Origin of the sequence: Flavobacterium hibisci (genome assembly GCF_020026925.1) — a bacterium.
Lineage (GTDB): Bacteria > Bacteroidota > Bacteroidia > Flavobacteriales > Flavobacteriaceae > Flavobacterium > Flavobacterium hibisci.
The window spans coordinates 103,827-116,987 of sequence record NZ_JAIQDW010000012.1 but is presented as its reverse complement, the minus strand read 5'-3'; the positions used below and the strand labels follow the sequence as shown (position 1 = coordinate 116,987).

Sequence of the window (13,161 nt, the reverse complement as noted above, 5' to 3'; positions counted from 1 at the left end):
CAGGTGAAAATCAAAAACTTAAAATACCTTATATCACTTATGTGGTTTTCAAAAGATTTTTACAGTAATCCTTCTTTTAAAGCGTTTAACGCTTGAGTATCGAAGACGGTATTATTGCTTCTGTTTATGATTCCAAAACCATTATTTGTTAAGCTTCCTTCGTCCCAATAAAAAGGTAATAATCCGTTTGCTTTTGCTGTTTTTACCACCGTTTTTAAATAATAGGCTCTGGAGTTTAAATGTAAAGTTAAAGCATCTCCGGTTAAAGTCGTTCTTCTGATTGCTCCAAATTCTCCTAACAAAACAGGAATTCCTTTATCGACAAACTGCGTTTTCATTAATTTGAAATTCTTTTCTAAATCGGCTTCTTCTCCCCAAGTTGCATTTCGTTCGGTATCGGTTGTAGAATGAAAACCAGCTCCCCAATAATAAAACATTTTACCCCAGGTTTCGTCTTTGGTCAAACCAGCGAAATTCCAAGGAGAATAATAATGTACTTCGACCATCATTTTATTTGCCGTCTTATCTGTTGGCAATGAAGTCATTAATTTGTTTGTTTTTTCGATATCAGTTGTTGGCCCTTGAACTACCAAAGTTCTGTACGCGTTTTTTCCTCCTGTTGAACGAACGGCATCAATAAAAGTTTGATGATAAGACTTTAAAACCGCCATTTGCGTTGCATCTTCAACCGCTGGTTCGTTGGCACTTGCAAAAAGTAAATGCTCATCAAAACCTCTTAAGTGTGTTGCAATTTGTTCCCAAAAAGCTTTTTGTTTGGCATTGTTTTCTACTTTTTTGGCTTCGGTAATATTATTCTCCAGCCAACCGCCATCCCAGTGAATATTCACCAAAACATACATATCGTTATCTACACAATATTGAACCACTTCCTTTACGCGGTTTAACCAATCTATTTTGATTTTTGCCGTTGCAGCATTTTCTAAATTCTGGTTCCAAGAACATGGAATTCTGATGGCATTAAATCCGTTTGCTTTTACAGCGTCGATTAAGGCTTTGGTCACTTTTGGATTTCCCCAGGCAGTTTCGCCTCCGGTTGCTTCCAAAGTGTTGCCGATGTTCCATCCTAATTTAATTTTTGCTGCTAATTGTACAGCTGTACTCGACATTCCAGTTTGATCTGCTGCAATTGGATTGGTATTATAACTTGGATATAACCCAACTGTTTCCGGGACTATTATTTCTGCTGTTTCTTTGTCTGAACTGCAAGCAAAAACGCCTCCAAAAAAGATAAAAAACATAGCAGTTATTAAGTAATCTTTGATTGTTTTTTTCATTTTAAACTTAAGGTTTAGTTTGTTTAATCTAAATCATACAAGTGATGTAAGTAATTATAAATTTGACTTTAAACGAACATATATGGTTTAAAAAATTACTTGATTGTTACTGTGATTTCTTTTTTAATATCTCTTGAAGAAGTTCCTACTTTCAAAGTATATTTTCCTGGTTCCACTGTCCATTTTTTTGAAGCAACGTCGTAGTACGCTAATTCTTTTACAGGAATTTTAATCGTTACTGTTTCTGAACTTCCTCCTTTTACGGCCGCTTTTTTGAAACCTTTTAGTTCTTTTGCAGCACGTGTAACTTTAGAATCTGATTTTGAAGTATAAACCTGTACCACTTCTTTTCCGTCAACTTTTCCAGTGTTTTTAACATCAACAGAAATTTCGATTACATCATTTTGCGCGTAATCTGTTTTGTTTGTTTTAGCATTTTCTAAAGCAAAAGTCGTGTATGATAATCCGTAACCAAAAGGATATAATGGAGCGACATTTTTGGTATCAAACCAACGATATCCGATTAAAAGTCCTTCTGCATAATTTACCGCTTTGTTTCCAGGGAAACTTTTTGTGGCGTGTGCAGGAGAATCTTGAATTTTCTTAGGCATTGTCCAGGGTAATTTTCCTGAAGGATTTACTTTTCCTAAAATCACATCTGCCAAAGCATTTCCACCTTCAGAACCGTTAAACCAGCTCCAAACTAAAGCAGACGTTTTTTGGCTTACTTCATTAATATCAAACGGAGCGCCGGCAATCATTACCACAATTGTTTTTGGATTAACCGCCAATACTTTTTTGATTAATTCTTCTTGTCCGAAAGGCAAGTGTAAATCTCTTCTGTCTGAAGCTTCTGTTTCGTAATCACGGTTGGATCCCCCAAAAATGATCGCTACATCTGAGTTTTTAGCTGCTTCAACGGCTTCCTGAACTTTTGCATCGTCTAATTTATCGATTGTAACGGGCCCGTTCGCTGTAATATTTCCTAAGTTTCCTTTATTTTTCTCATCATAACGCTCTAAATATCCTTCAGCATAATTGATTTTTACTGATGAAGGCAGTCTATTTTTAAGACCTTCAAGAGGCGTAACTTCTCTTTTTGTTTTTACTCCGGCACCAAATCCGCCAAGCGCGTTTTTCTTTGTAGCATTGTTTCCGATAACGGCGATCGATTTTACTCCGTCTAATTTTAGCGGAAGCGCATTATTTTCATTTTTCAATAAAACAATTGCTTCGGCAGCAATATCATAAGCGTCTTGGTAATGTGCTTCTGTTGCGATGCTTCCTTTTGCACGCGTTCCGCCACCCATTGCTTTAATATGGAATAAACCGCGTAAAATACGTTTTACGTGAAGATCAATTTCTTTTTCTGAAACTTCTCCCGATTTAACTGCAGCAATTAATTTATCTGCTAAGAAAAATTCGTTGAATGGTTTTGGTGTTCCCATTTCGATATCCAAACCATTTTTCAAAGCTTTTGCTGTAGAATGTACCGCAGCCCAATCTGAAACCACAATTCCTTTAAATCCCCATTCGTCGCGAAGAATTTTGTTCAGCATATAATCGTTTTCACATAAATATTCACCTCTGAATTTGTTGTAAGCTCCCATGATACTGTATGCTTTTGCTTCTTTTACAGTAGCTTCAAAAGCTGGAAGATAAATTTCGCGAAGCGTACGCTCATCAATCTGCACATCGACAAAATCACGATTCGTTTCCTGATTGTTTGCTGCGTAATGTTTTACACAAGCCATTACATCTTTTTCCTGTAAACCAACCACCAAAGGCACAGCGATTTTTTTATTCAAAAACGGATCTTCTGACATGTATTCGTACGTTCTTCCTCCAAGCGGTGTTCTTACCATATTGATCGCTGGCGAAAGTAACATGTCTTTGTCTCTTGCACGTAATTCTTCTCCTAAACTGGTTCCGAAAGTATGCGCCATTTCTGCATTAAAAGTAGCTGCTAAAGCACCTCCTGCCGGATAATACGTTGCAAAATCGTTTGTTAAACCAGCTGGTGCCCAGTTGTCTCTTGAAATTTCTTCGCGAACTCCCAAAGGTCCATCTGCCATTTTTAATTCCGGAATTCCCAAACGTTTTACGCCTGCGTTAGCAAACATGCTGTTCCCGTGAAGCATTCCTATTTTTTCTTCTAATGTCATTTGCGAAATCAGTTTGTCGATTTCTGCATCATGTTCTGTACCTATTTCTTTTCCAATGTATTCTTCGGTCTCCGCCGAATTTGAAGCTGTTGTTTGAGCATCATTTTTACAAGAAGTAAATAATGCCAAAACAACTGCTGATAACATGATCATTTTGTTTTTCATAGATCGTTAGATGTTTTTAGATTTAAAGATTTTGATTCCTCACACATCATCTATAAATCCCGTTAATATTATATTGTTTGTGGTTTTTGTTTTTAGTTTATTGTTTGATTAAATTCAGCATGAAAACATCATTTTCATTGATTTTGAATTCTCTGCTGAATGTTCCTTTTGCATCAATTGTGATTTTTTCTGTTGCAATCGGGTCGCCATTATTTTTCTTTTTCATCGCATTTACCTGTTCACGTGTTAACTGACTTGGTTTATTCAAAGCCAGATAATCCGCATAAACATCATTTACTTTGTAACCTACTTTATAGATTTCTAAAGTATATTTTCCTTTCTGCAATCCGTCAACTTCAACTTTTACGGTTCCTTTTTCTTTTGATGGAAGATCCTGAACATAATACGTCTGATTCCAAACTTTATCTCCAGGATGTGTATTGGTAAAATCCCAAAACAAAAGTTGTACATCGCCTTTTGCATTTTTAGTCGTCCATGACGTTTTATCCGTATTTTGAAGTTCAGTTTCTCCTAATTTGTTTAAGAACTGGTAGGAGAAATAAGCTGGTTTTTTGATTCCCTGCGTATTCAATAATCCGAAACCGCCGTGAAAAGGCGTAAATCTTGGACCCGATTCTTCAAAAATATCGGTAAAAACCCAATACGACATTGAAGTCGCTGCATTTCCAACTTGTTTTAATTTCTGCAAAATATATGCTGCAGAATGATAACTGTCGTGAATGGGATCTGCGGGCGTGTAGGATGAACTCCACTCTGTGTAATGCAACTCTAAATTTGGTTTTGCCGAATTGGTAATCTGCTTACGCGAATTAATAATATCTCCGTTGACACTGTTTACATCTGGGCTCAAAACGGTGCCAGAAGTTCCGAATTCGTCCAAATATCCTTGATTTACGCCATAGGTGTGTGTTGAAATAAAATCTAAAGGCACATTATTTTTAGCACAAAAATCAATTGTTTCCGGAACCCATCCTGCTCCTGCCGTTGCTGGTCCGCCAACTTTATAAGCCGCGTTTATGGCTTTTACACCATGCGCTGCATAATCGTATAATTTAAAATATTCGGCCTGAGTTCCTGTCCAGAATCCTGGCGAAAGATTCGGTTCGTTCCACACTTCAAAATACCACGTTTTTACTTCTTCGTCTCCGTAACGTTCTTTAAAATGTGCGGTTAGATTTCTAATTAAATCTTCCCATTTTTTATAATCTTTTGGAGGCGTAACATTTCCCTTCCACCAAAAAATGGTTTCTTTTCCGCTTGCCAATGCATTCGGCATAAAACCTAATTCAACAAAGGGTTTCATTTTCAAACTCAAAATATAATCGAATAGAACATCTACATATTGGTAATTGTATTCTGGATTTCCTTTTGAATCTTCACGGTAAACTGCCATATCATCAGACAATAATCCATGAAAACGGATGTATTTAAAATCACATTCTTTTTTCGCCAATGCCAATTGCTGCTGCCAGTCGGCGCGAAGACCTTCGTTTGCTCTTCCTGCACCGATGCATTCTTTAAACATGGTGTTTAGTTTGCCTGAAGTTTTGTTGAAATCGACTTTTATGGTTCGGTTTTCATTTTGCGCGAACAAATGGATCGAAGAAATTAAAACTGCTGTTATTATTAAAAGTTTTTTCATCTGAAAATGGTTTTGTTTTTTTGCCACAGATTAATAGGATTTTAGAGGATTTTTTTTCTTTTACTCTCGCAGATTTAGCAGATCAAGCAGATTTTTTTATTTTTTCTAATCTGTAAAAAAAATATGCCACAGATTAAAAAGATTAAATCTGCACAATCTGCGAGAGAGAAAAAAATCCTTTTCAATCTTTTTAATCTGTGGCTAAATATTTTATTCTCTAACTATATGTTAGACGCACTGCAGTGCGTCTCTACAAATTACAATTTCTTAAATCTTACGGCTCCACCGCCAGCTCCGCCTAAATTCAATTTTAGAGAGTCTGTAGATTTTACCGTTTTCTTAGAAATTGCTACTGCTTCTGGATTGTTTTTTTGATTTGTTCCTTCGGCATCCACATAAATCTGTGCTTCGTAAGTCGCGTTTGGATCTAAGAATGATAAAGAAACATTTACGTTTCTTGGATTTTCATTTGTCAAAGTTCCTAAATACCAGTCTGCGCTGTTTCTGTCTTTTCTAGCTGTTGTAATGTATTCGCCAATTTTTCCTTCTAAGATTTTGGTGTCTTCCCAATCTGTTGGAACGTCTTTTAAGAATTGTAAAGCTGGTTTTCCTTTGTAGTTTTCAGGAAGATCAGCTAACATTTGAATTGGAGAATAAATGGTTACATACAATGCCAATTGCTGCCCAACGGTTCCCTGAATTCTTTTTCCGGGATAACCTTGTTTTACCTCAACATCAAAAATCCCCGGTGTAAAATCCATTGGTCCGGAAAGCAATCTTGTAAACGGAATAATACTCAAATGGTTTGGCGGATTTCCTTCGCTCCAGGCGTTGTATTCTTGTCCACGCGCTGCTTCTCTCGAAACCATGTTTGGGTAGGTTCTTCTTTCTCCTGTATCTTTAATTGATTCGTGGTATAAAACTGCTAAATCATATTGTGCCGCTTTTTCTAAAATGTATCTGAAATAATTCACTCCAAATTGTCCGAAGTGCATTTGTTTCATGTTCAATTTAGAACCTACGTGACCGATTTTCACCGTATGAATTCCTAGTTTTTTATATAAAGCAAAACCTTCGTCAACTTCTTTTAAGTAGTTAATTAAGTTGGAACCTGTTTCGTGGTAACCGATTAATTCGATGTTTTTGCTTTTTCCGTATTCCACTACTTTTTCTAAGTCGAAATTGTCAGCACTTTTTGTGAAACTGAACATGTGCATACGGTTTTCGTACCAGCCCGGCGTCCAACCTTTGTTCCATCCTTCGATTAATAAATGGTGAAAACCTTCTTTTGCTGTAAAATCAATATATTCTTCAGCATGTTTGGTTGTCGCACCTTGTTTGTCGCTTTCCCAGAAAGTATATTTCCCAATGTGCATCCCCCACCAAATTCCTAAATATTTATACGGTTTGAAATAGCTGTTTGTATTCTTTAATTTGTTTGGCTCATTCAAGTTTAAAACCAAATAAGAAGTAATTAATTCTCCTGGATTTTCTCCAATTTGAATCGTTCTCCAAGAAGAAGTAAACGAATCTTTCACACGAACTTTTACGCCATCTGCCCAAGGCACTAAATCTGATTTTAATTCTGTTCCCTTTGTGTTGACCAAAGTCATACTCGCAAAATCATACAAGTTTGCTTCGTGGAAACTTAAAGCCAATCCGCTTTTGCTTTCGATTGTTAATGGAGTTAAAACTGTATCAAGCGTACTAACTGGAGCATCTTTAAACAAATATTCGTCACGGTTTTCTCTGTTGGCAGGAATCCACCACGCTTTTCCGTCTTCTTTTAAGTTGAAAGTCGTTTTTTCATCCATGATGAAAATACTATCTTTTACATTTTGTTTTGGATAAACGTATCTAAAAGCTACCCCATCATCAAAAGCACGAAACTGAATTTGTAATTTTCTTTTGTTTCCTGTTTTTTGCTGTAAATCGACTACCAATTGATTGTAGTGATTTCTAATGTTTTTCTTTTCTCCCCAAACTTGTTCCCAAGTTTCGTCAAACTTTGATGTTTTTGCTCCTTTGATTTCGAAGTTGGTACTTAAATCTTCGTTTCCTTTTAATACAAATCCCATTTCTGATGGAGAAATCACTTCAGTTTTTCCGTGAGAAACTGCATATTTTGGGGCGTTTTTTACCAGCTCAAATTTGATTTTGTTTTGTCCGTTTGGCGATGCCAATTCGTAAGCATTCTTAGTTTTTTGGCTGTAGCCGATTGTCATTGAAAACATTACGGCTGGGAGAATAAGATAGTTTTTCATGTTTTTTGGTATTATGTTTTTTTGCCACAAATCGCACGAATTTCCACGAATTAAATTTTTGCTATTTGTGGTTAACTTTTTTAACACATAGAATCATAGCTCATTGGAATCTTTAAAAAAAGGCGTTTCACTTGTTTAAATTCACATAGCTTTCTATGTGTTAGAAACTAGTTTCTTTCTACTTCCTTCTATTCACAAACAAAACCTATGTTTCTATGCGTTTAATTTTTGCCACTGATTAAAATGATTAGAGAGGATTTTTTTCTCTCTCGCAGATTTTGCAGATTGAGCAAATTTTATTTTATCCTTTTTTAATCCTTTAATCTGTGGTATTATTTTTTTTACCACAAATTCCACAAATTATCACAAATTCAATTCGTGGAAATTAGTGTAATTCGTGGCAGACTTCCTTTACTTTGCCCACTCGGTTTTAAAAGTGGTTTTTCCGTTTAATGGATTTGCGTTTACGTCAAAATTGTTTCCTGTTTTGGTCACTTTTATTTCTTGTAAAGCATCTCCGTTTGGTAAATAAACTTTGGCTGAAGCCGAAGTTGTTTTATCACTTGCATAAACTTTTAATGTCAGCTTGCTCCAATCCATATCTTTTGTAGACTGTGCTAAACCAATGTGAGGCAATGCAGTTCCGTCTTTTACTAAAACTACGATTGGCACTTCTCCAGCTTTGATTTTATGCCAGCCAGATTGATAGACTTTTTTAGTTTGATAATCGATCCACGTTCCTTCTGGAAGGTAAACGTCTCTTTCTTCCACTTCTTCAAAAAGTGGCGCAACCAACATACTTGAACCAAATAAATATTGATTATCAACCAACCAGGCTCCCGGATCATTTGGATATTCTACGAACAAGGCGCGCATCATTGGCAATCCTTTTTGAGAACTTTCTTTTGCCTGAGCATAGATGTATGGCATTAATTCGTAACGCATATTATCTGCTTTTCTAAATCCTTCTAAAAATTCTTTGCTGTACAACCAAGGTTCGCGAGGTGGTTCTCCGTGGCTTCTTACATGTGAAGTAAACATTCCGAATGGTGTCCATCTTCTGTAAATATTCTCAGGAGATTTAGTTGCAAATCCTCCAACATCATGACTCCAAAAACTGAATCCGCTAAGACCTAATGAAAGTCCGCCGCGCAATTCTGCCGACATGGCTCCGTTTGAAGTTTCGGCATCTCCACCCCAATGTAAAGGATAACGCTGCGATCCTGCCCAAGTACTTCTAGCCCAAATCAACGTATAGCCTTTTTCTTTCTGCGTGATTTCGGCAACGGCTTTGTTGTATCGTAATGGATATAAATTGTGCTCGTAGAAACCAGTTCTTCCCGAATGGTAAATTCCGTCCGGTGGTGCTGCTTCTCCAAAATCTACTTTGAAAACTGCAACTCCTTCATCAAATAACTTTTTTAATTTTCCCTGGTACCAGGAAACCGTTTCCGGATTTGAGAAATCTAAAACGGCATCTTCGTACGGAAGATTTCCTTTTCTATCTCTTACCGCCAAATTTTTATCCATAATTTCTGGGAACAAAGTATTCTTTGGCGTGAAATAAGGCAATTGCCAAAGACAAACCTGAAAACCGTCTTTCTTTAAATCAGACATCATTTTGGTTGCGTCCGGGAAACGAGATTTTGCAAACTCGTAATTGTTTCTCCAATCTACATCAAACCAGCCTGTATCAAAGTGAATTACATCTGTTGGGATTTTGTATTTACGTAAATCTTTCGCAACTTCACGTCCTTCTTTTTCTGAGAAATAGGTAATACGACTCATCCAAAAACCAAATGACCAAAGCGGCGGCATGGCAGCTTTTCCAGTCAAATTAGTGTATTGATCTAAAATATCTTTTGGTTCTCCGATAAAGAAAAATAAATCGGCTTCGTCGTCGCCAATGTACATTTCGTTGGCGCTTCCAAAATATTTTCCGAAGTCAACTGTAATTGGTGTTGAATGGTGCATGAAAACGCCGTAACCGCGGCTGCTCATGTAAAACGGAATTGGTTTGTACATCGTTTCATTTTGGATTCCGTTGGCGTCATCCGTCCACAAAACTACTTTCGAACCGCGTTTGTTGAATTGTGTGAATGATTCACCGCAACCAAATATTTTTTCATCTGGTTCTAAACTGAAAGCCGCACCCATACTTCTTGAATAATCGCTATTTCTGCGAACGTAAGAAAACGGAAGTGTTGGTGTGTATGTGTTTTTAAAATCAGTATCGTGAAGCGTACTTGTCAGCAATTTTCCTTTTTCGTCGTAGATTTTTACGTGCCAGGGTTTTGTCAAAATTTCAACTTTTCCGTGTTTGCTTGTGTAGCTGTGTCCGCCTTCGATTTTAGCGTATTTCCATAATTCCGGATGATTTGGAGCAACGCCGTCAACCAACATTAGAGATTCTTTTTCTGGGTGAAATTGTGGCCCTGAAGTGGTTTTGATACGAACTGTTCGATCTGAAACAAACTGAATTTCAAATGGCAAAACTGGAGATTCTGCATATTCTGTGGTTGGGAATTCGTTTGCTTTTTCAACATCTGGCTTCATCATCATATTGTTGAAAGCCTGACGTGTTTTATAATTGTATCGCAAATATTTTATAGTTCCTTTTGCTGTTGCGGGATCAAAAGAAGCTAATTCATCAGCGAAATAAAAAGTATTCAGATAATTCTGAAAATCTTTACTGATATCTATTGGTGCATTCAGTACATCTGCATTTTGAATTTGTGCTGTTGCTTTTGGTGTCAGAAAACATCCGAACATAAAAGCTGAAAACAATGTGGTTAGTTGTGAGTTTTTCATTAGTTAATTTTTACATTTTCTGTCCTGCAAGGTTTCCAAAACCATGTAGGTCTTACTATTTTTATTCGAAAACTTATTTTATATCTACAAGGTTTTTGGAAACCTTGCAGGAACGTGGTATTTTATTTTCTATCTTAATCAAAAGTCTAAATCATACCTAACATGTTTTGGAAACCTGTTAGGATACGTAACTTATTATTCTGTCGTAATTACAATTGTCGCTTGTTTTAGTCCATTCGCTTTGGCGGTTAATTCCAATCTTCCTGATTTATCTCCAGATTGTACAATTACCAGACATTTTCCTGCCAAAGCCGTATGTTTTGTTCCTTTGTACGGTTCGTGACTTACGGGATCGCCGCTGCAAACGCCAACTATTTTTCCGTTCCCTTTTAAAGAGAAATTAATTTCGTTGTTTGCATTTGGTGCTAAAGTTCCGTTTGCATCCAAAATATCTACCGTTACAAATGACAAATCATTTTTATCTGCTTTGATCGTACTTCTGTCTGCCGTTAATTTTAATTGTGACGGATTTCCGGCCGTTTTGATTTCTTTTTCTAAAACTACTTTTCCGCCTTTACGGGAAATAGCTTTTAATGTTCCCGATTCGAAAGGAATTCTCCACATTACGTGTAAATCATCTCCTTTTTTAGCTCTTTTTCCAACTGATTTTCCGTTTACGAAAAGTTCAACTTCATCTGCATTATTGTAATAGGCCCAAACGTCAACGGTTTGTCCGGCTTTCCAATTCCAATGTGGGAAAATGTGCAGCACATCTTTTTTTGTCCATTCACTTTGGTACATATAATAAACGTCTTTCGGGAAACCGGCTAAATCGACAATTCCGAAATAGGAACTTACCGATGGCCATTCGTATGGAGTTGGTTCTCCGATATAATCAAAACCTGTCCAGATATACATTCCTGAAAGGAAATCATATTTTTTTACCACTTTCCAGGTGGCTTCGTGTGTAGATCCCCAAGGCGCCTGAACCTGATCGTAAGCTGAAACCGTATTTCCTGTGTTTCCTCCTGTGAATTTAAGATCCCATCTTACTGGCCATTTTTTGATGGTGTCTGAAACGGCATCGTAATAACCTCTTGTCTGCAAACCTGAAGTGGTTTCAGTTGCTATGAAAGGCGTTTTTGGAAAGTTTTTTTGATGATATTCGAATGTTTGATGCGCATAATTGTATCCGATCAAATCTAAAACTCCAGATCCAGCAAGCGGATTAATAGAGACATTCTTTTTTTCAAACTGTAAAGTTACCGCATCAATATTCATATTTACCGGCGGATTCATTCCAGCTGTAATTGGTCTTGTTTTATCATTTAAACGAACAATTTCTGCTAATTCTTTGGCAATTTTAATACCTTCTTCGTTCCATTGTTCCGGAATTTCATTTCCGATACTCCACATAAAAATGCTTGGGTGATTACGGTCACGGCGAAGTTGATCTGCTAAATCTTGCTTGTGCCATTTGTCCCAATCGTTTGCATAATCGTATTTGGTTTTGTTTTGTTTCCACATGTCAAAAGCTTCATCCATTACGATGAAACCCATTTTGTCGCATAAAACTAAAAGTTCAGGTGCAGGTGGATTATGTGAAGTTCTGATTCCGTTTACGCCCATTTCTTTCAAAATCTCCAATTGGCGTTCGATAGCGCGCGTATTGATTGCAGAACCTAACGGACCTAAATCGTGGTGCATGCAAACTCCTTTTATTTTGACTTGTTTTCCATTTAAAATAAACCCTTTATTCAAATCGAATTTAAAATCCCTGATTCCGAAAGTGGTTTTGTATTGATCAATTATTTTATTGTCAAGCGAAATTTCCGTAACTGCTGTGTACAATTCCGGTTTTTCATCTGACCATAAAGCAGGATTTTCAACCTCAGCTGATTGGTTCAAAGTTTGATTTCCGTTGGCATTGATTGTTATATCTTGAGTAACCGATGTTACTTTGGTGTCTTCTTTAAAAATAGTTATGGTTACTTTTGCTTTTTTAGCTTCTTTGTATTGATTTTTAATCGTTGTTTCAATATTTACTGAAGCTTTTTCATCTGTAACTTTTGGAGTTGTAATGTACGTTCCCCATTGTCCAACATGAAGTTTATCCGTGGTTTCGATCCAGACATTTCTAAAAATTCCTGATCCTGAATACCAGCGTGAATTGGGTTGTTTTGAATTGTCAACCTTAACAATGAGTTCGTTGTTTTTGTCTCCGTAATTTAAGTATGGAGTCATTTCATATTGAAAGCCAATATAGCCGTTTGGGCGTTTTCCTAAATAATGTCCGTTTATCCAGACTTCGCTGTTTCTGTAAACGCCGTCGAAAGTAATTGAAGTAATTTTTGTGCTGTCTTCTGCAGCGACTTTAAATGTTTTTTTATACCAGCCTAAACCTCCATCGAGAGATCCCCCTCCATATCCTGCCGGACTTTTTTCATTAAACTTTCCTTCGATGCTCCAATCATGAGGAACGTCTAAAGTTCTCCATTTTGTTGAAGTTCCGATAGTATCTTTATCAATAAGGCTATCATTTAGATGAAAACTCCAATCTGAATTAAAAGAAACTTTACGGTTTTCAAATGCATTCTCTTTTTTAGTACAGGAATTCAGGAAAAGAACTCCGACCGTAACTGCCCATAAACTTATATATTTTATGTTTTTTCTAATATGCATCAGTACTTTTTTATTTTGGAATTTGAAGATAGAAATAAAAAACGATTTCACTTATTTCGTACTAAAATAACTTAAGTCTCAGTCTTAAAGAACATTATAAAATGTTATTTTTAGGA

At 36.6% G+C, this 13,161-nt stretch carries 6 protein-coding genes; all 6 read right to left on the bottom strand.

Annotated features, from left to right (window positions below; translation table 11 throughout):
• Positions 1 to 59 precede the first annotated feature (59 nt).
• The 6 genes from K8B81_RS13560 to K8B81_RS13535 all read right to left on the bottom strand — a co-directional run bounded on the left by K8B81_RS13560 (position 60) and on the right by K8B81_RS13535 (position 13,045).
• The gene (locus K8B81_RS13560) at positions 60 to 1,295 is read right to left on the bottom strand and encodes a glycoside hydrolase family 5 protein (RefSeq protein WP_223682130.1); all 1,236 of its coding nucleotides are present in this window, start codon (positions 1,293 to 1,295) and stop codon (positions 60 to 62) included.
• A 95-nt stretch (positions 1,296 to 1,390) separates the two neighbouring features.
• The gene (locus tag K8B81_RS13555) at positions 1,391 to 3,625 is read right to left on the bottom strand and encodes a glycoside hydrolase family 3 C-terminal domain-containing protein (protein WP_223682129.1); all 2,235 of its coding nucleotides are present in this window, start codon (positions 3,623 to 3,625) and stop codon (positions 1,391 to 1,393) included.
• A gap of 97 nt (positions 3,626 to 3,722) precedes the next feature.
• Entirely contained in the window at positions 3,723 to 5,288 is a 1,566-nt protein-coding gene (locus K8B81_RS13550) for a GH39 family glycosyl hydrolase (RefSeq protein ID WP_223682128.1), read from the bottom strand.
• Between the two features lie 257 nt (positions 5,289 to 5,545).
• Positions 5,546 to 7,552, bottom strand: a complete 2,007-nt coding sequence (locus tag K8B81_RS13545) for a glycoside hydrolase family 97 protein (protein ID WP_223682127.1) — start codon at positions 7,550 to 7,552, stop codon at positions 5,546 to 5,548.
• Between the two features lie 411 nt (positions 7,553 to 7,963).
• Positions 7,964 to 10,363: a glycoside hydrolase family 31 protein gene (locus K8B81_RS13540; RefSeq protein ID WP_223682126.1), complete on the bottom strand. Its 2,400-nt coding sequence runs from the start codon at positions 10,361 to 10,363 to the stop codon at positions 7,964 to 7,966.
• 195 nt (positions 10,364 to 10,558) lie between these two features.
• Positions 10,559 to 13,045: a glycoside hydrolase family 2 TIM barrel-domain containing protein gene (locus K8B81_RS13535; protein ID WP_223682125.1), complete on the bottom strand. Its 2,487-nt coding sequence runs from the start codon at positions 13,043 to 13,045 to the stop codon at positions 10,559 to 10,561.
• Positions 13,046 to 13,161 lie beyond the last annotated feature (116 nt).

Bases quoted from the DNA above. Each gene is read 5' to 3' on its own strand.
- K8B81_RS13550 (WP_223682128.1), bottom strand. From the start codon at position 5,288: ATGAAAAAACTTTTAATAATAACAGCAGTTTTAATTTCTTCGATCCAT.
- K8B81_RS13560 (WP_223682130.1), bottom strand. From the start codon at position 1,295: ATGAAAAAAACAATCAAAGATTACTTAATAACTGCTATGTTTTTTATC.
- K8B81_RS13540 (WP_223682126.1), bottom strand. From the start codon at position 10,363: ATGAAAAACTCACAACTAACCACATTGTTTTCAGCTTTTATGTTCGGA.
- K8B81_RS13545 (WP_223682127.1), bottom strand. From the start codon at position 7,552: ATGAAAAACTATCTTATTCTCCCAGCCGTAATGTTTTCAATGACAATC.
- K8B81_RS13555 (WP_223682129.1), bottom strand. From the start codon at position 3,625: ATGAAAAACAAAATGATCATGTTATCAGCAGTTGTTTTGGCATTATTT.
- K8B81_RS13535 (WP_223682125.1), bottom strand. From the start codon at position 13,045: ATGCATATTAGAAAAAACATAAAATATATAAGTTTATGGGCAGTTACG.